We start from the raw sequence: 24,763 nt of genomic DNA, 5'->3' as shown, positions 1-24,763 counted from the left end.
TTAATGCAGAATAAAGGGAATAAAAATATGATTTCCGCAAACAAGAAAATACTGGCGCTGAGTATTACGCTCGCGCTCAGTTCAAATACCTATGCGTCACCTTCTGATATTACGCAGGATAAAGCCCGCCAGGACTGCCCTGCAGACCTTAGCGTACTGAGCAGGGCTGAAATCGATGCCCTCCCCGCGCAGTGCGTCAGGGCTGAGAAAAAAAGCTGGATTGACGAGCAGGCTGAATGGCTTGCCGGTCTCGTGGCGGCCGTCGGGCTGGGCGCAGGCTTTTCCGGTCTCGGAAGCCATGATGGCCACCATGCCGGCGGGGCATCTGGTGACAGCAATACCGGCAACGGCGGTGACAGCAGCACCGGCAACGGCGGTGACAGCAGCACCGGCAACGGCGGTGACAGCAGCACCGGCAACGGCGGTGACAGCAGCACCGGCAACGGCGGTGACGGCAACGGCGATAAGCCGGTGATTCATGATATGGACGTCGAAGTGCCCGGCAGCCTGAGCGACGGCCAGGTGGGTAACTATATTGATGCCGGAGGCGACAGGCTCGATGTCACCATTGAGGGTGACTCCACCATTCGCGGCGCGGCCACCGGTACCGTGGTGGATAACGTGGTCGATTCCACTATTGAAAGCCAGGGCAATCTGGACGTGGCTGAACAGGGCTCGACGGGCCTCGTGGTTAACGGCAGCAACAACACCGTTAAGCAGCAGGGGGACAACACCGTTTCCCAGGGGGCCACGGGTAATAAGGTCACCGGCACGGGCAACACCCTTCACCAGGAAGGCAGCGCATCCGTCTCCGGTGAGGGCAGTACGGGCTCGCTCATGGAAGGTGACGGCAGCGTGGTAGTCATCGATGGCGAGCTGCGCGCTGAAAACGCCGCCACCGGGGCAAAAATCAGCGGCCAGAACGGCAGCGCCACGGTAAACGGCCCCGTTCACGTGGATAACGCCAGCGGCGTTGTGATTCAGGGCGACAACGGTACCGCCACCGTTAACGGCGACACCGACGTGCGCAACGGCGGGACCGGTATTGCCATTGACGGTAAGAAGGGTACCGCCACAAATACCGGGACGCTGACGGTCGACGGGGCCGGTTCAACCGGCGTGCACATCACGGGCGACGGCGCGAATGCCGCCCAGAACGGCGTGATGAAGGTGACCAATGCCGCCACCGGCTTTGACATCTCCGGTAATGGCGCAACCGTTAAGAACACCTCTGAGGTCAGCGTGGAAGACGCGGGCTCAATGGGCGTGCGCATGACCGGCAGCGACGGCGTGTTCAGCAACACGGGCGACTGGACCGTCCATAACCTGGGCCAGGCGGCCGACATTCAGGGGCAGAACAACACCGTCACCCTGGACGGGAACATTAACGTGGACTTGCGCACCAGTAAGGCAGACCCGGCCGTGCTGGATGCAGCGAAGGGCGTCAGCGTGGGTGGTGAAGGCAACACGGTGAACATTACCGGCAACCTCTCCCTCACCAACTCCCCGATGACGCAGGCCATTACGGGGATTAATCATATGGCTGAAAAAGGCTGGGTGATGACGGGCCTGGAGGTGTCGGGGAGCAACAACCACGTTGTTCTTGATGGTGCGCTGAATGGCACCTTTACAGACCCTGATGCCATGCTGCACGACGGAAGCTTTGACTGGAATAAAAAACGCTCATTCGGAATGAATATTAGTGGCGATGGAAACCTTGTTGAAATCAGGGGGGGCATCAATCTTTATAAAGCCGGAGCTGAAGTAAAACGAAATGATAACATTGGTGTGTATGGATTGAATCTCTCCGGTAGCAATACCATCGTTGTCAGCGGTCAGTCTGTGATTGAATCCCACCCGGCAAACAACGAAGCAGCAAACAATGGAGTCAGGCTTATTAACAGTGCTTCGGATTCAGATAATCTGGTTATTTTTGATAAAAACTCAACCCTAACAATTAAACAATATCGGGGGCAATCATCGGGTGACTGGTTCTCATCAGTACATGTGATTTTTTTAGGCAGCCTTATTAATGAAGGTTATGTGGACTTATCCGGTAGTGAAGTTGCTCAATATTTTTATTACGGGGGGGTGAATGACAATGCTGTAAACACCGGAACGGTAATCAGCCGTAGTGGTGGCACGGGCGTTATGGACCCGGCGGCGGGCGTGATTTCCAGTAAGGGCAGAGTATTAAATAGTGATTCAGGAATAATAAAAGCTTCTGCTGAGAGAAATCTCGGAGATAAGCAGGGAGCTCTAGCTGATCCTTTGCTTGAACGACAGAACAGTGTAGTTGCTCTGGGGGGGGGGAGTGCAAACCTCAATCAGGGCCTGATTGAGCTTAATGGCCCTGCTGTCGGCATGCTTAATAACGCTGAGACAAATGATCCGGACGGATATCTTAACAATGCCGGAACTATCACCCTGAATGGCTATATCAACGGCGTTAACCTGCGGGATATTGACGGTTTTGCAGCTGACAGCGATAAAGTCCGTCTGGGGGCGGGTATTGTAGGCCGCAATAACACCCTGAAAAGCGTTAACACAGGGAGCATTGCTGTGACCAACAGTGGTACAGGTATGCTGGCCATGGATGGCGCAGAGGTCACCAACCAGGGCACCATCACCCTGGACGTGGCGCCGGGCGTCACCGACAGCCATGACCAGCTGTATGGGATGGTGGCCATTCAGGGCGGTACCGTCATCAACGGCGAAAACGGCAAAATCATCATTACCGCCGCCGCAAACGCCCTGACCGCCGATGGCTCAGGCCCGATTGCCCGCCCGTTCTACAGGGACGGCAACGCCAACAGCAAAATTGTTAACCTGGGGCAAATCTGCATCGGCGATGCGGCCTGCCAGGATGCGGACGAGTGGAACCCGGGCAGCGACGTGCCGCTCACTGATGCCGTCAAAGATGGCGACGTGCTGGCGGCGCAGGGCGAGACGCGTGACGCCGAAAACGGGTTTTATGTCTTTAAGGGGGCGTCCCTCAGCAATGCCGGTACCGTTACGGGTGGCGCGCTCGGCCTGACGAATAACGTGCTGACCAACGACGCCTCCGGCGTGATTAACAGTGCCATCACCTCGGGCGGGCAGGAATCCGTGCTGAATAACCACGGCGTGCTGGCCGGCGCCGTTTCGCTGGGCGGCTTTGCCGACACCCTGAATAATGACGCGGAAGGCAAGGTGACCGGGAATATCAGGGTGACGAAGTGGGGCAATCTGAATAACAGCGGACATATCAGCGGAGGGATAACCACCCTTTCAGACCACAGCCAGATGCAGAATACCGGCACCGTAAATGGCCGTATTGATGTCCAGTCAGGCTCCGCTTTATTTAACCAGGGGAATATTAACGTGCCCTCCGGCAGCGATATGTGGGTTGATGCAGGCACCCTGCTGGTTAATCAGCAGGGCGGTACGCTTCAGACCGGAAACAAAGTGCACCTGGGCGGAACCGTGATAAACGAAAAAGGCGGTCACGTTCTGGTGAACGGCGCGGGGAGCCTGTGGCTTGAGAAGAATAACACCTCACTGCTGATTAACCGCGGGGAAATTACCGGCACCGGCAAAATCAATATGATTGGTCAGGCCGGCACAGGTACGACCGTATGGAACACCACGGACGGCGTGATTACGCTTCAGAACGGCAGTAATGGCAGCTACGCCGCCAATCCGTGGTCAACTGACTCCGTATTCATTAACGACGGTGAAATGAATGTGAGCGGTAAAGACGCCATCGCCATTTATGTCGGAAGTAACTCCCGGGCAGTCAACAACGGCACCATCAACCTGGGGGTAAGCGGCGACGGTTCATCCGGCCTTATCGCCATGAAGCTGGATAAAAACGCCACGGCCGCGGCGGTCATTGAGAACAACGGGACCATCAACATCAATGCCGGCAACTCCTTTGCGTTCAGCAAAGAGGGGGCGAACGGGCGCATCATTAACAACGGGCAGGTGGTCATTGCCGAGGGCGTGACCGGGGCCGGCATCATTAAGCAGCCGGGACTGGCAGACAGCATTGAGCATGACGTTCACGCTGATTTTGTCCGCCCGGCGCTGCCGGATACGACCCCACACCCGAACGTGATAGTTAACGGCGGTGATGCGGGCAACGTGGCGACCTTTAACGAGGCCATTACGGCCGTTTTCCCGGGCAGCACCGGCGGCACCGTTATCAACGGCGCGCAGGGCGATATGGTGTTTGCCGGAGGTTCATCGTTCAACGGCGGCGGATTCCTGAACCAGGGGAACATTACGCGCGTCAGCGGTCAGAACAACACCCTGTTTGGTCTGGTCGGCGACGACGCCACCGTGGTGAATGACGGCTCCATCGCGAACGGTGACAGCGGCGCCATGATTATGGATTCAGACCATGCGCGCGCCTCGTTCTGGAACTCAGAAGCCGGCACGCTCAGCTATACGGCCACAGGCAGTGACAATGCCGCCCTCAGACTGCGCGGCACGGCGGGTCAGGCGATAAACGACGGCACGATGAACCTCTCCGGCACGGGAGCGGTCGGCATGCACGTGGGAAGCGCTGACGGTAAAGCCATCAACAACGGCACCATCAGCCTGGGGACCGCGGGCACCGCGGACACCGGCATGGTGGCCATGCGCCTTGGCAGTGATGCCGGTAAAGAGGCGGTGCTGGAAAACAACGGCACCATCAGCATCTTCGCGAACGACTCCTTTGCGTTCAGCAGGGAGGGAGCGAACGGCCGCATCATCAACAACGGGAATGTCGTGATTGCCGACGGCGTGACCGGGTCGGGCATCATTAAGCAGCCGGACCTGGCCTCCGTGATTGAAAGCGGGGTTCACACCGACTATACCCGCCCTTCCCGTCCTGACGGCACGGTGGCGAAAAACGTGATTGAAGGCTACACCATCGGCACCACCGCCAGCGGCTATGCCGGCCGCCTGCAGGCCAGCAACGCCGTGCTGAAAGACGTCACCGTGGACACGGGCTTCACCGCCGGTAGCGCAGCCCGCACCGTGACCTTTAATGACGTGGTCACCGGGAAAAACATTGAGGGGGCTGAAAACATCCGCTCAGAAAGCGTGGTCTGGTCGGCGAAGTCCGGCCTGAATGACCGCGGCAACGTGGACGTGACCCTGACTAAAAACAGCTACGCCGACGTGGCGCAGGATAAGGGCGTGGCCAGCGTGGCTGACGCGCTGGACCGGGCATACACCAGTAACAGCCTGTTCACCAGCCTGAACCTGAAGAGCGCGCACGAGCTGAGCCGCGCCCTGCGCCAGATTTCCGGCTCGCAGGCAACGTCCGCGTTCAACGATGCCCGCATCCTGACGTCCCGCTTTGACCGCCTGTCGGAAGAAGCGCCGGACATGGGCAACGGCCTGGCGTTCAACGTGATTTCCCGCAACGATAAACGGGCCGAAATGGGGAACAACGTGCGCTATGACATGTTTGCCCTGAAGCAGTCCTTCGCGTTGAACGACCACCAGTCCGTCGGCCTGGAGTACGGTATGGCCCGCCTGAACGGCAACGGCACGCGCCAGGCCGGCGATAACGGCCTGACGGGCGGCTACAGCCAGTTCATGGGCCTGAAGCACACCCTGAACCTCGGGGATGACTACAGCCTGATGAACAGCCTGCGCTATGACCGTCACGAGCTGAAGAGCAGCCGCAGCATCAGCTACGGCAATACCAGCCGCGTCGCCGATGCCAGCAACAGCCAGCAGTATATGGAGCTGCGTACGGAAGGCAGCAAGCACATCACCCTGGCGGAAGGGCTGAACCTGACCCCGTCCCTGGGGCTCAAAATGCGCCATACCGTGAACGGGGCGCTGCACGAGCGCGGGGCGGGTGACTTCAACCTGGCGCTCAGCAGCAGCACCGAGACGGCGGTTGACAGCGTGGTGGGCCTGAAGCTGGACTACGCCGGAAAAGACGGCTGGTCCGCCTCGGCGAGCCTGGAAGGCGGCCCGAACCTGAGCTTCTCTAAAAGCCAGCGTACGGGCTCTCTGCAGGGTGCGAAAGGCGTTAACTTTAACCTGGATGACGGCCAGAAGGGCGGCGGACTGAACGGCGTGGCCGAACTGGGCGTGAATTACAGTAAGGACAACAGGGCGCTGTCGGTGAACGCCTTCCAGTGGCAGGAAGACGGCATTAAGGACAAGGGGTTCATGATGAACTACAACGTGCGCTTCTGACGGCGCAACGTACCAGCGGGGAGGCCGCCGGCCTCCCCTCTTCTGACAGACCATAGCGAGCTGATGTAATGAATACCGTACTGAATACCTGCCTGGCCGCCGTGATGACCCTGAGCCTGGTCATGCTGGCGACCGGCTGCGACACGAAAGCGAACGAGATGAAAAAGGACAGCGTAATGAAAGGAATAGCCGTGATTGACACCCATAAAATTTACCGCGAGTCGGCCCCCTCTGAGGCGGGGCGCGCCCACCTTCAGAAGGTCCGCGAAAGCCTCGAGGCGGGGGCAAAGTCCCTGGATGCGGTCTACGGGGATAAGGGAACTCACCCTTCCCGCCCGGCGCTGGAGAACGGGGTGCAGCGTCTGAACCTGCAGTATCAGGCGGAAGAGCAGGCCGTCAACAAGGCCATTGGCGACGTCCTGGCGCTGACCGCGCGGGAGTGGCTGAGCGACCATCCGGGGACGGTGGTGCTTCCTTCCGCCGCCGCCATTGCCTGGCAGGAGGACGTCAACATCACGGATGAAATACTGACGCGGATGAAAAAGAAAAAGGCCACCTTCGGCACGGTGCCGGTGGTGAGCGTCACCCCGCCGGAGGCACCGGCGCCGGAGAAGAAAAAGGACGCACCGTCAGGACATAAGCACTGACGCCGGACTCTCCTTAATCAGGCCGCCAGAGCCTGTGTGATAACCGGTGCGCAGACAACGCGCTTTATTCCCCTTTGCCCACCGACGTGGGCTTTTTTTTACGCCGCGCGGGAGGGCCGCGTTATTTTACCCGCTCTCCCCGCACAGAAAGGAAAATCACATGCTCTCATTCATCTGTCCGCACTGCCGGCGGGAAAGCGCGCCGGGCGGGATAACCACCCGGCCGGGCCGGGACGGCGTCCGCATCATCTGCCCGTACTGCGGGAGGTCCGTCAGCGAGGAGGACGCTGCCGTGCAGGCGCAGCAGCGGGCGGTTGCCCTGCTCCTGAAGGGGCGGTTTACGGCATAAGGCAATCCGGTGAGCGTCAGCTGAGCTGATGCCGGAGACGGGAGGGCGTTCCGGAGGCCATCCGGCATGATGGCCGGCCGCAGTGCTGCCCCTCTGCCCGCGGCATTTCCGCTTCCGGGCGATCGCCATGCCGGACCCCGCCGCCCGGAGCGGGGTGAACCTGTCGGTGTCCTTCCTTCAGAGCGGCACGAAATGGATTTTCTGCAGGCCGGATCACGGCGCCGGATGCAGACCTTATTTTTTCGTTTGCAGCATCAATAGCAGCCAGCTGATAGCAGTCGCGCATTAATGGACGTGCATACTATGTTTATAGTCTTTATTGCTTTAGTGGCAATAATCCTTCTTTTCCTCTCAAGAGATCCGAAAACCTTCAAAGTCGGATCTCGTTATCCCATGAGCCTTAAGACCACCTCCTGCAGAACTTTGCCTTTGTTATCTTTTATGTTTTGAGGCGATATAATGCCTGTTAAACAAACAATGTTGGGTGAACTACATGAGAGGACCATTCCGGGCGGAAGTACTGATGCCGGTAGTCGGTGTTAATGATGATCAGGAAGAACAAATACAAATCGCCTATGAACCCCTGACCCCCTCGGTTATTGAGGATGAAAAGGCGCAAAGTTATATTGAAGCTCTTAGTTTTGCCTGTTCCCGCCCTGATATAAGAAATATTGCCGTCACTGGCCCGTATGGAGCAGGTAAAAGCTCGGTATTACTGACGTGGGAAAAAGCAGAAAATAATGACTTCCGGGTGATGACCGTATCTCTGGCTGATTTTGAAATGCAGCAGGCATCATCCGCAGATACGGGGACGGGGGATAGCAGGGGCGACGGGAATACAGCTGAAAAAAAAGCGGCTAAAGCAGAAGAAAAAACAATCGAATACAGCATCCTGCAACAGTTACTCTATAAAGAGAAAAAAAGTGCATTACCCTACTCCCGTCTGGAGCGCATTTCCGACGTCAGCGCGCGTCAGATAGCCCTGATGGCCGCCAGCCTGTTACTCATCCTGGCGTTGACGGCTACGGGCCTGCTTTTTCTTTTTCCTGATTACATCCGTGCGAAGCTGTCTTTCCCGAAAGACCTGAGTCAGTTTCTCCTGGCCTTGCCTGTCGTCCTCAGGGTTGCTGGCGCCGGGATGTTTCTTTTTTCTGGCTTATTCCTGGCACTAAAAAAACTGCATCGTACAGGGATTTTTGACCGCCGCGTCAGTATTGATAAAATAGATGTCCTTAAAGGGGCCATTTCTACACGTCCCGCGGCTCCCTCTCTTCTCAATGTGTACATTGATGAAATCGTCTATTTTTTTGAACAGACGCAATACAATGTGGTCATATTTGAGGACCTGGACCGTCATAACGACGGCGCGATTTTTATCAAACTCCGTGAGATAAATCAGCTCATCAATAACTGTCTTCCGGCAGACAAACCGGTCAGATTCATCTACGCTGTCAGGGATAATCTTTTCAGCACGCCAGAGTCACGGACTAAATTCTTTGATTTTGTCATGCCGGTGATCCCGGTGATGGACAGTGAGAATGCTTCTGAGCACTTTTTGGGGAAATTTACACCTGACGAACTCAAGCATCATGGTTTCAGAGACTGCCTTACCAGGCTGGCTCTGTTCATACCTGACATGCGTGTCATGCATAATATTGCGAATGAGTTTCGACTTTACCGGAATATTGTGAATAACGGAGAAGATATCAAGCGACTGATTGCACTGATTTCTTACAAAAATCTTTGTGCAGAAGATTATCATGCAATAGATAACAAAAAAGGGATGCTTTACAGCATTGTTAACGAGTATACATCAGGGAAATTAAGAGAGGAGTACTGTAATACACTTTCCGAAATAATGAACAGGCAGCAGATTGAACTTGCCATGATACAGAATGAGAAGACTGTCTCAGAACAGGGTTTAAGAAAAGAATTACTCCAGCCATATATCAGTGAGTTTACAGCGTCCACATTACATTTTTTGGTGAACAACGGCGTTAGTTATACCTTTGAAGATGTGACCGAAAATGAGACTTCTTTTTTTTCACTGCTGAATCATAATCTGGTCAACATCAGACCGAAAGGATATGGTGTGAACATTGCAGTAATTGATAAATCAAACATGCAGTGTATAAAGGATACTTATGAAGAAAGGATTCAGAGACTTCAGAAAAAATCAGATGGACACATCGCTCGCTTAGAGGAAAGTATTAACAAAAGCAAAAGTGAGATTCATAATTCATTCTCGTATGAACTTACTTTTTTTATAGATAAGTTGGGCAATACGGGTTTCAGCGACTGGGCCGCAGAATACATATCATCCGCTGAAAACAACGGAATTACCTCTCCAGATAATGGCGGGAAAATCGATTTTCTGTATTTCCTTTTATCCAATGGCTATCTGTCAACTGACTATATGGCATACCGTTCTGTATTCATGCCAGGGAGTCTGAGCACTGAAGACAATAACTTCATCAGAGCTGTGACGGCCGGCAGAACTCCAGAGGAAACGGCAAAAATGCCACTGAGTAATTTCGATAACACCGTGGCGAAGTTACGCGGGCTGGGCATGCTGATGCATGACAATGCCTGGCATCCTCAGGTCCTCTGGCACCTTATATACAATGATAAGGATTCACTGAGGATTATCATGGATATGCAGAAGGAGGCTGGCGCTGAACAGCGGCTGGTAAGACTGGCGAAAGATATCTTCCCCCGATGGAACCCCACGCTACAGCTGAGATATATCAGGCTAATGGCCGAAGGTGATGACCATTTAGCCACTATCATCCACCAGATTGCAGGCATGAATGATACTGAAGCTGAACGTAGTCTTCTCCCGTTATTACTGGCATTACCGGCACTGCAGTGGCGTTCCGTCCCGCACGAGAGTCGCGAAGAACTACAGCGACTTATCGACATGGACTTCAATCTCGTAACAGCCATTCCTGATGATTGTGCTCAAAATTTTTGCGAAAATCTGCGGGTTTCTGGCTGTCGCCTGGCTCATATTCCGCTGGTCCAGAGTACTTCCGGAAAGAAAATTCTGCAGTCGGTGGCACGGGAAAATGTGTGGTTCTACTCAACATTTAACTTGCAAAATCTCTGTTTGTCACTCACGCATGACGCAGAAAACGGCATTGAAATTTTACGCAGGAAGCCGATGGGAACGATAAGGTCGCTTCGTATTCCAGCTCTTGAAGCATTTGTTTATGAGAATTTTTCATCGTTTATTCGTGATATTTTTATTCACTCCGAAGAAAATGCACTGATTCCTGAACTCCTTAATTTGTCATTCGTTGACCGGGATGATGCTGAGTATCTGACAGTACATATGAAGTTTGAACTGGAGGATGTATCGGTCGTTCTAAACAGAGAGGCAAATACAGGCAATGATGTTGATGATGTAACTCATCATCAACCCAGTTTATATTCGTTGCTGGCTCAGCATAATCATGTATCACCTTCGTGGCTGAATTTTATGTCCTTGCTTGATGAGAATGCAAATGTGGATAGCAATGTTCTCTGCGAATGGCTCAATAGTAATTATGCCTTGTTACCAGCTGAAACGCTGCCTTTAACCGAAGAATTTTTCTCGCAATTAATGATTAAGGTAGTAACATCGTCACATATCAGCAAAGAAGCGCTTGTCGTTTTAACCAGGACATTCAGATTATCTCTCACTAATGTTCCTGAACACTTACCGCTGAATAATGCGGCGGTACTGACCGAGCAGAAATGGCTGGCACCAACCATCGCCGTATTTGAACAACTTTATCAGGCACTATACGAAGAAGGTGACAAACTGACGCCACTGCTTTATATGCTGCTCTGCGCTCGTCCTGAATTATTGAGTGAGCATTACGAGCTTGTTTTGTTTGCTGATGAAGAGTTTTATCGGGAGATTACCCGTTTAGTTCTTAATGGCGGTCAGTTCGCCGACGATATCTGTATCCGTATCCTGAACTGGCTCTGGGAAAAAGAGGAAGCCCTGCTATCTGAAGGACCACTGCTCAGCCAGCAAGCCCTTATTAGGTTCTCCGAGAAGCTGACTGATGACCGACAGAAGCAGGCACTGCTGATCCAGTCCCTGAAAGATGGCAGGGCATCACCGACATTTATCAGGTCGGTGTTAAAGACGTTCCGGCATCCTGATTATGCCGCTTTCCTTACTGAAAAGAATCACCGCAGTATCGTGTATTCAGATGTTATGTGGGCGCTGGCCGACCAACTGGGGAGATGTGAATTTATCCGGCCGCCCAGACTCACTCATCAGGATACACGTATCCGTATAGAGCCATTCAGAAACAGTGAAAAGGGATACGATTTACATCGCTGAAAAACCGTCAGGCCGCCGGAAGACGGCCTGACACGATTATTTCACCCAGTCTTCCAGCAGCAAACCCGGCGCTCGCTCAAACTCTCTTACGTTACTGGTCACAAGCACGGCACCGGCGGCGTGCCCGGCGATCGCCGTGTCGTTCGGACCGTTCGGCGTTCGGGCGAGGGGCATCTCGGAGTAGGTGATGACCGAGACCACAATACGATGAGTATTAAATCGCCACGGGTTCAACATACATAGCGGAGTTTTTTGATATTGATAGAGAAGATTATGAATGATAATAGTTATACATAAAGTTTATAACTTTATCCTTCAGACAGGTCGTTGATCAGATTCTTTGAGCGTATGGTCATCCCATGACGACCCACTTGTAAAAACAAAGTTATTTTTTACCGTTGAAAAGGGATAAAGATAATAGATTTTAAATGGAAGCCCAAAACATGAGTCCCCTTGTAACCAATTCTTTTATCAGTGACATAACTCTTTATCCATCTCCACAAGCAGTGGTTTTTTAGTGCATAAAGCAGCAGCTACCTGAGATTAAAAGCAATCTCACAATTCTTGTAACTGACTAATAAAAAAGACAATTAAAGATATGTTTGTGCGTTTTTGTGTTCATTTAAAGTTACAACTTTATTGTCATTTTTGATACTAAATATACAATTTTATTGTTACTTTACAGGAGATTCATCATGATCGCGATTACCGGCGCCACCGGCCAGCTTGGCCATCTCGTTATCGAACAGCTGTTGAAAACCGTACCGGCTAACCAGATTGTAGCTATCGTACGTAACCCGGCGAAAGCGCAAGCCTTAAGCCAGCAGGGAATTGTTGTGCGTCAGGCGGACTACACGGATGAAGCCGCCTTCGCCGCCGCGCTGAGCGGCGTGGATAAGCTGCTGCTGATCTCGTCCAGCGAAGTCGGCCAGCGCGCAACCCAGCACCAGAACGTGATTAACGCCGCCAAAACGGCTGGCGTGAAATTTATCGCCTACACCAGCCTGCTGCATGCGGATACCTCACCGCTCGGCCTGCACGTTGAACACGTTGCCACTGAAAAAGCGCTGGCGGCGTCCGGCATTCCTTATGCCCTGCTGCGCAACGGCTGGTATACCGAAAACTATCTGGCGAGCGCGCCGCCTGCGCTGGAACACGGCGTGTTTATTGGTGCGGCAGGCGAAGGCAAAATTGCCTCAGCCACCCGCGCAGACTATGCCGCGGCGGCAGCCAAAGTGATCGCTGAAGAGGGTCATGCGGGCAAGGTGTATGAACTGGCAGGCGACCACGGCTGGACGCTGAGCGAACTGGCGGCTGAACTCAGCAAACAGAGCGGGAAGCCGGTCACCTACCAGAATCTCAGTGAAGCGGATTTTGCCGCCGCGCTGAAGAGCGTCGGCTTGCCTGCCGGTCTGGCCGATATGCTGGCGGACTCCGATGTCGGGGCCTCCAAAGGCGGGCTCTTTGACGACAGCCATACGCTGAGCAAACTGATCGGACGCGCCACCACGCCGCTGGCGCAGAGCATTAAAGCCATCCTGTAATTGTTACGGGATGGTTATTTTTTGTGGCATCCCCTGTGGTCATCTTTGATAATGAAAAGATGACCCACGAGGAGGCTTACCGTGCAAGGCGTACCGGAACAGTTTAATGATGAAAGAGACAGCGCGCGCTTTCGCCATCTGGCGCAGCTGCCGGGCCTGGAGCTGTACCACGCGCACATTTCTGACTACGCCTTTGAGCCTCACACCCATGAAGCCTTCGGGATCGGCACGATTGAAACCGGTGCCGAACGCTTTCGCTATCGCGGTAGCCAGCATCTCGCGGCGGAAAAATCCGTCGTTACCATGAACCCGGACGAGATCCACACCGGCGAATCCGCCACCGAGGGCGGCTGGCGCTACCGGATGGTCTATATCGAACCCGATCTGCTGGAAGAGGTGACTGGTCTGCGGCACTGGTGGTTCAGCGACGTGACCCGTCATGACCCATTGCGCTCGCAGCAAATTGGCAGGCTTATTTACGGCTTGTGGCACACGGACGATCCGCTTGCGCAAAAAGGATTACTGCTGGATCTGATTGAGACCTTCCAGCCGTTTGCCCATCACGCGCCGCGGGTTCAGGAAGGCGCGCACCGCTTCGAACGGGTACGCGAGTACCTGCACGACAACTATATGCGCGCTCTGACGCTGGACGAGCTGGCTGGCGTCGTTTCACTTAGCCCGTATCATTTCCAGCGCCAGTTCAAAGCCCATTTTCACGTGACGCCGCATCAGATGCTGATGGCGATTCGTCTCTGGCGCGCCAAAGCGTTCCTCACCCACGGCATGCCCGCCGCAGAGGTTGCCGCCGCAACCGGGCTGACCGATCAGTCGCATCTGACCCGCGCGTTTACCCACCGCTACGGCATTACCCCCGTGCGCTACCAGAAGCAGGTCACCCGGCGCTAATGCGCAACCTCATACAATACGCACGCATTTGCCCCTCCTACACTGAGAATAAAGTAAATACCTGTGGATGGAAAAATGATTAGTGGAGTGTTGTATGCCCTGCTGGCCGGGATGATGTGGGGGCTGATTTTTGTCGGCCCGCTGATCGTGCCGGAGTACCCGGCAATATTGCAGTCGACCGGACGTTATCTGGCGCTGGGGCTGATTGCCCTGCCCCTGGCGTGGCTGGGGCGCGCGCGCTTGCGTCAGCTCAGCCGTCAGGACTGGGGGACCGCGCTGGCGCTGACCATGATGGGCAATCTTATCTATTACGTTTGCCTCGCGAGCGCCATTCAGCGTACCGGTGCGCCGGTATCGACCATGATTATCGGCACGCTGCCGGTCGTCATCCCCGTCTTTGCTAACCTGCTCTACAGCCACCGCGATGGCAAACTGGCGTGGTCAAAAATGGCCCCGGCGCTGGTCTGCACTGCCCTGGGGCTGATATGCGTCAATATTGCCGAGCTGCGTCATGGGCAGGGGGATGTTGACCTGTGGCGATACGGCTCTGGCATCCTGCTGGCGTTCATTTCCGTGGCGTGCTGGGCCTGGTATGCCCTGCGCAACGCGCGCTGGCTGCGTGAGAATCCGGACAAGCACCCAATGATGTGGGCGACGGCGCAGGCGCTGGTCACGTTGCCTGTATCTGTCGTGGGGTATCTCGGCGCATGCCTCTGGCTGGGCCATCAGCAGCCGGACTTCGCCCAGCCCTTCGGGCCAAGACCGTGGGTGTTTATCGGCCTGATGGTGGCGATTGCGGTGCTGTGTTCATGGGTGGGCGCGCTGTGCTGGAATATTGCCAGCCAGAAGCTGCCGACGGTGATCTTAGGGCCGCTGATTGTCTTCGAAACCCTGGCCGGGCTGCTGTATACCTTCCTGATGCGCCAGAGCGTGCCGCCGTTGTTCACGGCCTGCGGGATCGTGCTGTTGGTCGTGGGCGTGGTGATGGCGGTGAGAGCGAAGCCGGAAAAACCGAGTGTTGTTCCGGCGTCGGAGATGTGAGTATTGCCCGGCGGCGCTGCGCTTGCAGGGCCTACAAAACCGTAGGCCCGGTAAGGCGTAGCCGCCACCGGGCAAGACCTTAAAACGTTTCCCAGTTCCCTTCAGACGCCGCCGCTACGGGCTGCGCTTTTGGCACATAGGTTTTCACCGGCGCCGCTTTAACCGCCTGATTGCGGGTGATTTTAAATACCGCCACCGCTTCGTTCAGACGTGCAGCCTGATCTTCCAGCGCCGCCGCTGCGGCCGCAGACTCCTCCACCAGCGAGGCGTTCTGCTGGGTCACGCGGTCCATTTCGGCTACCGCCTGGCCCACCTGGTCAATACCACGGCTCTGCTCGTCAGAGGCCGAGGCTATTTCGCCCATGATGTCGGTGACGCGGGTGACCGCATTGACGATCTCGGCCATCGTGGCCCCGGCTTCGTTAACCAGCTGCGAACCCGCATTCACGCGTTCGCCGGAGTCGTCGATCAGCGCTTTGATCTCTTTCGCCGCCTGAGCACTGCGCTGGGCAAGGGTACGCACTTCCCCTGCCACCACCGCAAAACCACGGCCCTGCTCGCCTGCACGGGCCGCTTCCACCGCCGCGTTGAGCGCCAGAATATTCGTCTGGAAGGCAATACCGTCGATCACGTTAGTGATTTGCGCGATCTTGCTGGAACTGGTGGCGATCTCATCCATCGTACGTACGACGCCTTCCACCACGTTGCCGCCCTTCTTCGCCGTTGAGGAGGCGTTCAGCGCCAGACGGGAAGCCTGACGCGCGTTATCGGCATTCTGCTTCACGGTTGCCGTCAGCTGCTCCATGCTAGCTGCCGTCTCTTCCAGAGACGCGGCCTGCTGCTCGGTGCGGGAAGAGAGATCGTTACTGCCTGCAGAGATTTCGCCTGCACCGGTGTAAATGGTATCTGCGCCTTCACGCACTACGCCCACGGTGTTCGCCAGCGAAGTTTGCATCTCCTGCACGTTGCGCGCCAGGATAGCCATTTCATTTTTACCGTCGGCCTGAATCGGCTGGGTGAGATCGCCTGCCGCAATGGCGCGAATATGATTAATCACCTCTTCCAGCGGCAGCAGCAGCACGCGGCGCATCGCAATCCAGCTGGAGATAATCACCACAATCACCAGCAACATGACCGCAGAGAGGATCCACAGGATGCGCTTGTAATCACTTTCGTTATCCTGAATGCCTTTATCCGTGAGCGCAGCCTGCGCTTCACGCCATTCACGATAAACCGTCTGCATCGCGTTCTGTTTTTGTTCGGCATTCTGCTTGAACATATCTTCCAGATTGCCCTGGCTCAGCAGAACGTTCATTTGCGTCAGCGTTGCAGAGTAAATGCGGTACTGCTCTTCGAGTTGGTTGGTCAGGCTCTCATCCAGGCCTGGCGTGTTCGGCAAGGCATAGTATTTATCGTAATGAACCTGCGCTTCAGTCAGCAGATTTTTCGCCGTGGTCACCAGCTCATTCAGCTGACCGCCGTTAATTTGCGAGGCCATGCTGCTTTGCAGGCGCAGCATCCCGCGGTTCAGGGTGACGCGCGCCTGGTTCAGACTGATCCACGCATCGGTAAACTCCGCCACGTTCTTGCTGGAGAGCTGCGCCACGGTGAAGTTGTCTTTATCGTTGTTCAGGGCGTTGATAAAGATACCGGCGGAAATCACTTGCATGATGCCGAGCACAAGCAGCACCGAAATCAGAAGGGTAATGACTTTTATACGTTTAAACATGCGTTGCCTTTGTTATATGCAGGTTTGTCTGACGTGGATATATCGGCAGGCACAGCGGGTTGTTTACTGTTTCTCCACCTTTAAAAAGTTTCGAAACCACTTTCCTGAGCCCATTCAGAGAGTTAAATCGGATATTTTTTTTGTGATCTGCATCTCATTTTTACCCGTCCCTCTAAAGGGTTATAGCGCCACCGCAAAGATGCATTTAATATGCATCTTATATTATTGAGAATGAGGTAACTGCTATGGCCTTTCGCGACCAACCCCTCGGCGAGCTGGCGCTCTCCATTCCTCGCGCTTCTGCGCTGTTTGGTAAATACGATATGGACTACTGCTGCGGCGGTAAGCAAACCCTGGCGCGTGCGGCGTTACGCAAAGAGCTGGACGTTGAGGTGATTGAAGCCGAGCTGACGCAGCTGGCCGCGCAGCCCATCGACAAAGACTGGCGAACCGCTCCGCTCGCGGAAATCATCGACCATATCATCGTGCGTTACCATGACCGTCACCGTGAACAGCTGCCGGAGCTGATCCTGCAGGCGACCAAAGTCGAGCGCGTCCATGCCGACAAACCTTCCGTACCGCGCGGTCTGGCGAAATACCTGACCCTTCTGCACGAAGAGCTTTCCAGCCATATGATTAAAGAAGAGCAGATCCTCTTCCCGATGATTAAACAGGGAATGGGAAGCCAGGCGATGGGGCCCATCAGCGTGATGGAAAGCGAGCATGATGACGCGGGCGAACTGCTGGAGGTGATCAAACATACCACCCACAACGTCACGCCGCCGCCAGAAGCGTGCACAACGTGGAAAGCGATGTACAACGGCATTAACGAAACGATCGACGACCTGATGGAACACATCAGTCTGGAGAATAACGTTCTGTTCCCACGGGCATTGGCGGGGGAATAAAAAAGCCCGGTGGCGCTAGCGCTTACCGGGCCTGCAACGTCCTCGAACGTAGGCCGGGTAAGCGTCAGCGCCACCCGGCAACATGCTTAACGCATGCCAGCCATACGTTTCTTACCGATAAACATCCAGCCCAGCCCCAGCGCGATAAACCACAGCGGCGTGACGATCAGCGCCTGACGGGTATCATCTTCCAGCGTCAGCAGAACCAGCACGAAGACGAAGAACGCCATGCACACCCAGCACATCAGCTTGCCCAGCGGCATCTTGTAGATCGATTTTTCATGCAGGTGTGGGCGCTGTTTGCGGTACACCAGATAGGAGCAGAGGATGATGGTCCAGACGAACATAAACAGAATCGCAGAGACCGTGGTGATCATGGTGAATGCGCCAATCACGCTTGGGTTCACGTAGAGCATCACCACACCACCCAGCAGACACATGCAGGAGAAGGTCAGCCCTTTTGCCGGTACGGCACGCTTAGAGAGCTTGGCGAACGCGCTCGGCGCCACGCCTTCCTGCGCCAGACCAAACAGCATACGGCTGGTTGAGAACACGCCGCTGTTTGCGGAAGAAGCCGCAGAGGTCAGCACCACGAAGTTAATCAGGCTCGCTGCCGCAGGCAGACCTACCAGCACGAACAGCTCAACAAACGGGCTCTTGCTTGGCACCACCGAGCTCCACGGCGTCACGGACATAATGATAATCAGCGCGAAGACGTAGAACATGATGATGCGCACCGGGATGGAGTTGATGGCGCGCGGCAGGGACTTCTCCGGATCTTTGGTTTCCGCAGCGGTCGTTCCGACCAGCTCAATCCCTACAAACGCGAACACCGCAATCTGGAAGCCGGCAAAGAAGCCGCTGATGCCTTTCGGGAACCAGCCGCCGTCATTCCACAGATGGGTAAACGACGCCTGAACGCCGGTTGGTGACTGGAAGTGGGTGAGCACCATCACCAGGCCCACCACGATGAGCCCGACAATGGCCACAATTTTGATCATTGCGAACCAGAACTCCATCTCACCGAACATTTTAACGGTGGCGAGGTTAAGGCTCAGCAGCAGAACGATGACCGCCAGCGAGGCCACCCAGTCCGACAGCCCCGGGAACCAGAACTGCGCGTAGGCGGTAATCGCCACGACATCCGCCATACCGGTCACGACCCAGCAGAACCAGTAGGTCCAGCCGGTAAAATAGCCCGCCCATGGTCCGAGCAGGTCTGAAGCGAAGTCGCTGAAGGATTTGTATTCAAGGTTCGAGAGCAGCAGTTCACCCATTGCACGCATCACGAAGAACAGCATAAAACCGATAATCATATAGACGAATATGATTGACGGTCCGGCGAGACTGATGGTTTTGCCTGACCCCATAAACAACCCGGTACCGATGGCACCCCCGATGGCAATGAGCTGAATATGACGGTTTGTGAGATTGCGCCGTAGCGACTGTTCAGACGACGCCTCTTCGTCGGCGACGACTTTGACCTGATCTACCATGTGATATTTTCCTGTTTATGCCTGTCTGTGTTGTTAAGGCTCTTCTGGCCTTTAAATACGCCAAAAAAATGACGTTCCCTTGTAAGGGCTAATCGATATTAGGTAAGAATCGGCGGGATGAATACTATGATTTAGATATTATGTTAATAATATGTTGAAAGTGAGTGTCATATCACTCATACAGCGCGAAACAGCTCACAAAAATACACGCAACAGTTTCGTTTGCAAGATAAAATATTGATTCCGGCTTAACTATAGGTTTTCACGCTATTTTCCCCTCCCCAGCCGGGGAGAGGAAATAAGAAAAGTCGATTACAGAATTTCCAGCAGCTCGACTTCAAAGACCAGGGTACTGAATGGCGGGATGGACGCGCCAGCGCCGCGCTCGCCGTAGGCCAGGTTGTGCGGAATAGTCAGTTCCCATTTAGAACCCACTGGCATCAGGGTCAGCGCTTCGATCCAGCCTGCGATAACGCCATTCACCGGGAACTCAGCCGGTTCGCCGCGCGCCACGGAGCTGTCGAAGACGGTACCGTCGATCAGCTTACCGGTGTAGTGTACGCGAACGTGGTCGGTACGCGCCGGGATTGCGCCATCACCCTGATTGATCACGCGGAACTGCAGACCAGACTCGGTGCTGTTCACGCCTTCACGCTCACGGTTCTCTTCCAGATATTTCACACCTTCGGCGGCCATCTCTTCAAAACGTGCGCGACGCACGGCGTCAGCACGTTCGTGGATTTCACGCAGCGCACGGTGCACAACGTCAACCGGAACGGCAGGCTGTTTACCTTCCAGCGCGTCAGCGATACCCGCCACCAGCGCTTCGGGTAACAGACCTTCCAGGCCGGATTCGCTCAGCTGCTGTCCTACCTGCAAGCCGATACCGTAACTTGCCTGCGCTTCGATAGTGTCAAAAGTCGGGGTGGTCATGGGTTTTCCTTCCATCACATTTAAAGTAGCGGGCAGCATATCAGCCATGCCCTTATGGGTAAAACTTTGTCTGAAGTTAAGGTGACAAACCGCGACGAAACAGAAACAATAGAGAGAACCAGGATTAATCCCGAACTGATGTCACGGATGTCGGGTTTACTACGCCGTTCAGGCAGTTAGCAAACTATACTTCGGGGCACAGGATAAAAAATACGCGGAGCAGGAGGAGTGCCATGCCCGGGCGATTTGAACTGAAACCTACCCTGGCGAAAATCTGGCAGGCGCCGGACAATTTTCGCATCATGGACCCGCTGCCGCCTCTGCATCGCAGAGGGATCATCATTGGTGCGCTGATGGTGATTGTGGGCTTCCTGCTTCCTTCCGGTGGCGATGATGTTGATACCGCCCCCGTCACCCGCAATGCTCAGCTGGATATTCAGTCGCAAACCCGACCGCAGCCTGACGCACAGCCGATGCAGACGCAGCTCGTCACCCCGTCTAACGACCCGGGTCAGGTCGCGCCGGTTGAGCCAGAGCCCATTCAGGACGAACAGCCGCAGGAACAAGCCGCCGCCCCGTCTCAGCCTCAGGCGCAACAGCCCACCGGCATTGAGCAACAGTGGCGTTCCTATCGCGTAGAGCCGGGTAAAACGCTGGCGCAGCTGTTCCGTGACCACAACCTGCCGCCGACAGACGTGTATGCCATGGCGAAAGTGGAAGGTGCGGGTAAGCCGCTCAGTAACCTGCAGAATGGCCAGATGGTGCAAATACGCCAGAATGCCAGTGGGGTGGTGACAGGTTTAACGATTGATACCGGAAATGGACAACAGGTGCTGTTTACCCGACAGCCAGACGGCAGTTTTATCAGGGCACGTTAAGGACTGGGATCTGTAAAAAGCAAAACGCCGGCACAAGGCCGGCGTTTCAACGTGAGCAGAGTAAAAAATTACTCAGCTACAACGTTAACAACCAGTTTAGCGAACACTTCGCTGTGAACCTGGAAGTCAACTTCGTGCTCACCAGTGGTACGCAGAACGCCGTTCGGCAGACGAACTTCGCTCTTAGCCACTTTAACGCCTGCTGCAGAAACTGCATCAGCGATATCGCGGGTACCGATGGAACCGAACAGTTTACCTTCGTCGCCAGCTTTGGACGCGATGGTAACGGTGCCCAGTGCGTTGATTGCTTCAGCGCGAGCATTAGCAGCCGCCAGAACGTCAGCCAGTTTGGCTTCCAGTTCAGCGCGACGTGCTTCGAAAAACTCTACGTTTTTCTTGGTAGCTGGAACAGCTTTACCCTGTGGAACCAGGAAGTTACGAGCGTAGCCCGCTTTAACGTTTACCTGATCACCCAGGCTGCCCAGGTTTGCTACTTTATCAAGCAGAATAACTTGCATTACCTTATCCTCTTAAAGTCGTATTAATGGACCGTGCCCGATTACTGATGACGATCAGTGTACGGCAGCAGGGACAGGTAGCGAGCGCGTTTGATAGCGCGAGCCAGCTGACGCTGATATTTTGCACGAGTACCGGTGATACGGCTTGGGACAATCTTACCGCTTTCGGTGATGTAGTTTTTCAGCGTTGCGATATCTTTATAGTCGATCTCTTGAACGCCTTCCGCGGTGAAACGGCAGAACTTGCGACGACGGAAATAACGTGCCATATGGCTAGTCTCCAGAATCTATCAAATCAATCTGCTCGGCATGCAGAACCATTTTGCTCAGACCGTTCTTTGCCTTGTGGCAAGAGATGAACCCCTGAACGATTACTGCACTACCGACCGTTAAACTGTGAGTAATGGCCTGGTTTTCGTGTCCGCTAATAATAACGGGCATTTGGCACCACGCCTGCCGGTGAAACCCGGCTTCCTCTTGCACAGAACGATGCTCAAGCACGAACTGGCAATGCGGAATTCCTGATGGACTGACCTTTCGAAGGGGAGCCCTGCATACGATGCCGGACAACGCCAGACGGTTGGTCATCAGAAATTACTCTTCAGAATCCCCAGCATCAGAATCATCTGCGGTTTCGTTTGCGAAATCATCGCGACGCTCACGGCGCTCGTCTTTCGCTTTAACCATCGGAGATGCTTCGGTAACTGCGTGTTTAGTACGCATAACCATGCTGCGGATAACGGCATCGTTGAAGCGGAAGTTAGTTTCCAGCTCATCGATCACTTCCTGCGGCGCTTCAACGTTCAGCAGAACGTAGTGAGCTTTGTGCAGTTTGTTGATCGGATAAGCCAGCTGACGGCGGCCCCAGTCTTCCAGACGGTGGATCGTGCCCGCTGCTGCAGTGATTGCACCAGTGTAGCGCTCGATCATACCCGGAACCTGTTCGCTCTGGTCAGGATGGACCATAAAAACGATTTCGTAATGACGCATCGAATTGCTCCTTACGGATTATTCAGCCTCCTGTCTGGGTCAGCCGAGGCCCGGGGAGGCAAGGAACGTGTTAAAGGTCGGCTGAAAAATTGACGCGTCATAATACTTGCGCGCCCCCGGAAACTCAAGCTGATTGCACAAATAATTCGCACAAAGCGCGAAGCGGGTCTAAGTGGGTGATTTAAAATTACTCACACCCGGAAGCGGTGTTTTTTTGAACAACTGCATCAGAAATGGTCACGCTTCCCCGCCGGAGGAATGATTACACTTTAATCAGAGATCACCTGAACAGAAGAAGGAGTCCCCCTCTCAGAGCACGCAGTCGTGGAGCGCATATCATGAAACAAATCGCATTAGCCCTAATGGCAGCGCTTTTGCTCAGTGCAAACGCGATGGCAGCCATCAAGATAGACAGCCGACAGGCCAGAAACATGGATGATGTGCAAAGCTTGGGCGTCATTTACATCAATCATAATTTCGCCACGGAAAGTGAAGCAGATCAGGCCCTTAATCAAGAAACCGATGCACAGGGCGCAACCTATTACCACGTGATGTTAATCCGTGAGCCCGGCAGCAACGGCAATATGCACGCCAGTGCAGATATTTACCGATAACGCGTTAACGCTAGCACCAGGAAAGCCAACAACGAGAACATAGCCATAGTTGACGTTGCCCCCTGCCCGGGGGCTTTTTTTTGTGAATGGCTCCGGAATACCACCGGTTACAACTGTTTTTCGGTATTCCAGAGCACTTATTCACTTCTGCCCGTAATAGGCATTCGGGCCGTGCTTGCGCATGAAATGCTTATTCATCAGATAATCATCAATCCCCTGAAGCTGTGGGTTGATGCCGCGGGCAATCCACGCCATGCGTGCCACCTCCTCCATGACAACCGCATTGTGAACGGCGTCGTGGGCATCTTTTCCCCAGGCGAACGGGCCATGCTGATAGACCACAATACCCGGCGTATGCAGCGGTTCGCTTTCACCCAACGTTTCGATGATAACCTTCCCGGTGTTGAGCTCGTATTCGCCTTCCACTTCAGCCTGCGTTAATGCGCGCGTGCAGGGGATGTCGCCAAAGAAGTAGTCCGCATGCGTTGTTCCCAGCGCCGGAATCGCCAGCCCCGCCTGTGCCCATGCCGTGGCATGGGTCGAGTGGGTATGCACAACGCCGCCGAGTGAGGGATAACGACGATAAAGCGCCAGATGGGTCGCCGTATCTGAAGAGGGACGCCATTTTCCCTCCACGACGTTTCCGTCAAGATCCAGCACTACCATGTCGTCAGCGTTCATGGTGTCATACGCCACACCGCTAGGCTTAATCACGATCAGCCCCTGCTCGCGATCGATAGCGCTGACGTTACCCCAGGTGAAGGTGACCAGGCCATAGCGGGGCAGATCCATGTTGGCTTCAAAGACCTGCTGTTTAAGCTTAAGCATGTTCAGCCTCCAGTAATCCCGCGCGCGCCATACGCTCGCGCACCCAGTCCCGCGCCTTTGCTACTTCCGCCGCAGGGTTTTCCGACGTTTCGCTCCACATCTCGATCAGATAAGGCCCGCAATAGCCGGTCTGCCTGAGCGTCTCGAAACACCGTTCGAAATCCACCACCCCGGTGCCGAACGGTACGTTTTTAAACACGCCAGGACGGGTATCTTTGACGTGCACCGCCACGATATGCCCCATACCTGCCTGCAGTTCCATCTGCACATCGTTATCCCATGCCGACAGGTTGCCGATATCAGGATAAAGCTGGAACCACGGGTTATTCAGATAGTGCGCGTAGCCCAGCGCCTTGCTGATGGAGTTCATCAACGGGTAGTCCATGATCTCCATCGCCAGCGTGACCTGCGCACGGCTGGCCATCTCAACGCTCTCCTTCAGCCCGTCACGGAAACGACGGCGCGTTTCATCGTTGGCTTCCTGGTAATAAACGTCATAACCCGCCAGTTGGATCACGCGGATACCCACGTCCTGCGCAAAGCGAATGGCTTTACGCATGATCTCCAGCCCCTGAGCGCGCACAGCATCATCTTCGCTCCCGAGAGGGAACCGGCGGTGGGCGCTCAGGCACATCGACGGCACGCGTACCCCCGTTTCGGCGATGGCGCTCACCAGCGCCAGGCGCTGTTCACGGCCCCAGTCGAGACGAGAGAGGCGTTCGTCCGTCTCATCCACGGACATTTCGACAAAATCGAAGCCCAGCTGTTTTGCCAGCTGTAACCGCTCCAGCCAGCACTCCCCCGCAGGGAGTGCCTTTTCATAGATGCCAAGCGGGACCTGTTTGGACAACATA

At 54.8% G+C, this 24,763-nt stretch carries 18 protein-coding genes and 1 pseudogene; 9 read left to right on the top strand and 10 right to left on the bottom strand.

Annotated elements, in window-relative coordinates:
• The first annotated feature begins 27 nt into the window (after positions 1–27).
• The 3 genes from BMW97_RS16750 (at position 28) to BMW97_RS16735 (ending at position 11,524) form a co-directional block, all read left to right on the top strand.
• Positions 28–6,189, top strand: a complete 6,162-nt coding sequence (locus tag BMW97_RS16750) for an autotransporter outer membrane beta-barrel domain-containing protein (RefSeq protein WP_139177215.1) — start codon at positions 28–30, stop codon at positions 6,187–6,189.
• A 68-nt stretch (positions 6,190–6,257) separates the two neighbouring features.
• Positions 6,258–6,836: an OmpH family outer membrane protein gene (locus tag BMW97_RS16745; protein WP_090393010.1), complete on the top strand. Its 579-nt coding sequence runs from the start codon at positions 6,258–6,260 to the stop codon at positions 6,834–6,836.
• A gap of 872 nt (positions 6,837–7,708) precedes the next feature.
• Positions 7,709–11,524, top strand: coding sequence for a YobI family P-loop NTPase (locus tag BMW97_RS16735; RefSeq protein WP_175481448.1), 3,816 nt, complete (start codon positions 7,709–7,711; stop codon positions 11,522–11,524).
• 36 nt (positions 11,525–11,560) lie between these two features.
• On the opposite strand, the pseudogene BMW97_RS16730 reads toward BMW97_RS16735, so the two are convergent.
• Positions 11,561–11,701, bottom strand: a pseudogene (locus BMW97_RS16730) (VapC toxin family PIN domain ribonuclease); the annotation flags it as partial.
• Positions 11,702–12,219: 518 nt separating this feature from the next.
• Here BMW97_RS16730 and BMW97_RS16725 point away from each other — a divergent pair.
• The 3 genes from BMW97_RS16725 to BMW97_RS16715 all read left to right on the top strand — a co-directional run bounded on the left by BMW97_RS16725 (position 12,220) and on the right by BMW97_RS16715 (position 15,015).
• The gene (locus BMW97_RS16725) at positions 12,220–13,068 is read left to right on the top strand and encodes an SDR family oxidoreductase (protein ID WP_045907982.1); all 849 of its coding nucleotides are present in this window, start codon (positions 12,220–12,222) and stop codon (positions 13,066–13,068) included.
• A gap of 81 nt (positions 13,069–13,149) precedes the next feature.
• Entirely contained in the window at positions 13,150–13,974 is an 825-nt protein-coding gene (locus BMW97_RS16720; protein WP_045907981.1) for an AraC family transcriptional regulator, read from the top strand.
• A 75-nt stretch (positions 13,975–14,049) separates the two neighbouring features.
• Entirely contained in the window at positions 14,050–15,015 is a 966-nt protein-coding gene (locus BMW97_RS16715; RefSeq protein ID WP_045907980.1) for a DMT family transporter, read from the top strand.
• A 79-nt stretch (positions 15,016–15,094) separates the two neighbouring features.
• Here BMW97_RS16715 and BMW97_RS16710 read toward each other — a convergent pair whose 3' ends face one another.
• Entirely contained in the window at positions 15,095–16,744 is a 1,650-nt protein-coding gene (locus BMW97_RS16710; protein ID WP_090393006.1) for a methyl-accepting chemotaxis protein, read from the bottom strand.
• A gap of 245 nt (positions 16,745–16,989) precedes the next feature.
• On the opposite strand from BMW97_RS16710, the gene ytfE reads away from it, so the two are divergent.
• Positions 16,990–17,652 carry an iron-sulfur cluster repair protein YtfE gene (ytfE, locus tag BMW97_RS16705; RefSeq protein WP_090393004.1) on the top strand — a complete coding sequence of 221 codons (663 nt, stop codon included), beginning with the start codon at positions 16,990–16,992 and terminating at the stop codon, positions 17,650–17,652.
• A gap of 86 nt (positions 17,653–17,738) precedes the next feature.
• Here the strand turns inward: ytfE and cycA are convergent, their stop codons facing one another.
• Together cycA and fklB are read right to left on the bottom strand one after the other, a co-directional pair.
• Complete coding sequence (gene cycA / locus BMW97_RS16700; protein WP_008502891.1) at positions 17,739–19,148, bottom strand: D-serine/D-alanine/glycine transporter; 1,410 nt, start codon at positions 19,146–19,148, stop codon at positions 17,739–17,741.
• A 312-nt stretch (positions 19,149–19,460) separates the two neighbouring features.
• Positions 19,461–20,081: a BamJ family beta-barrel-assembly machinery protein gene (fklB, locus tag BMW97_RS16695; protein ID WP_008502892.1), complete on the bottom strand. Its 621-nt coding sequence runs from the start codon at positions 20,079–20,081 to the stop codon at positions 19,461–19,463.
• A 233-nt stretch (positions 20,082–20,314) separates the two neighbouring features.
• Here fklB and BMW97_RS16690 point away from each other — a divergent pair, with 233 nt between their 5' ends.
• Positions 20,315–20,959 carry an OapA family protein gene (locus BMW97_RS16690; RefSeq protein ID WP_045907977.1) on the top strand — a complete coding sequence of 215 codons (645 nt, stop codon included), beginning with the start codon at positions 20,315–20,317 and terminating at the stop codon, positions 20,957–20,959.
• Positions 20,960–21,027: 68 nt separating this feature from the next.
• On the opposite strand, the gene rplI is transcribed toward BMW97_RS16690, so the two are convergent.
• From rplI to rpsF, 4 genes are read right to left on the bottom strand one after another with little or no spacing between them, the layout of a single operon-like run.
• A complete protein-coding gene (gene rplI, locus BMW97_RS16685; RefSeq protein ID WP_008502894.1) occupies positions 21,028–21,477 on the bottom strand; it encodes a 50S ribosomal protein L9 in 450 nt (149 codons plus the stop codon).
• A gap of 41 nt (positions 21,478–21,518) precedes the next feature.
• Entirely contained in the window at positions 21,519–21,746 is a 228-nt protein-coding gene (gene rpsR, locus BMW97_RS16680; RefSeq protein ID WP_000135199.1) for a 30S ribosomal protein S18, read from the bottom strand.
• 4 nt (positions 21,747–21,750) lie between these two features.
• Positions 21,751–22,065, bottom strand: coding sequence for a primosomal replication protein N (gene priB, locus BMW97_RS16675; protein WP_008502895.1), 315 nt, complete (start codon positions 22,063–22,065; stop codon positions 21,751–21,753).
• A 6-nt stretch (positions 22,066–22,071) separates the two neighbouring features.
• On the bottom strand, positions 22,072–22,467 hold the full coding sequence (rpsF, locus tag BMW97_RS16670) for a 30S ribosomal protein S6 (protein ID WP_014830397.1): 396 nt from the start codon (positions 22,465–22,467) through the stop codon (positions 22,072–22,074).
• Positions 22,468–22,805: 338 nt separating this feature from the next.
• On the opposite strand from rpsF, the gene yjfY reads away from it, so the two are divergent.
• On the top strand, positions 22,806–23,081 hold the full coding sequence (gene yjfY / locus BMW97_RS16665) for a DUF1471 family protein YjfY (protein WP_045907976.1): 276 nt from the start codon (positions 22,806–22,808) through the stop codon (positions 23,079–23,081).
• Positions 23,082–23,222: 141 nt separating this feature from the next.
• On the opposite strand, the gene BMW97_RS16660 is transcribed toward yjfY, so the two are convergent.
• Together BMW97_RS16660 and BMW97_RS16655 are read right to left on the bottom strand one after the other, a co-directional pair.
• Entirely contained in the window at positions 23,223–23,909 is a 687-nt protein-coding gene (locus tag BMW97_RS16660) for an L-ribulose-5-phosphate 4-epimerase (protein WP_045907975.1), read from the bottom strand.
• A complete protein-coding gene (locus BMW97_RS16655) occupies positions 23,902–24,762 on the bottom strand; it encodes an L-ribulose-5-phosphate 3-epimerase (RefSeq protein WP_045907974.1) in 861 nt (286 codons plus the stop codon). The genes BMW97_RS16660 and BMW97_RS16655 overlap by 8 nt, the downstream gene beginning before the upstream one ends.
• Position 24,763: the final 1 nt, after the last annotated feature.

The sequence above is a fragment of the Enterobacter sp. NFIX58 genome, from assembly GCF_900110475.1.
Lineage (GTDB): Bacteria > Pseudomonadota > Gammaproteobacteria > Enterobacterales > Enterobacteriaceae > Enterobacter > Enterobacter quasiroggenkampii.
The sequence above is the reverse complement of the archived record's forward strand: the minus strand, read 5'-3'. Positions and strand labels throughout refer to the sequence as shown.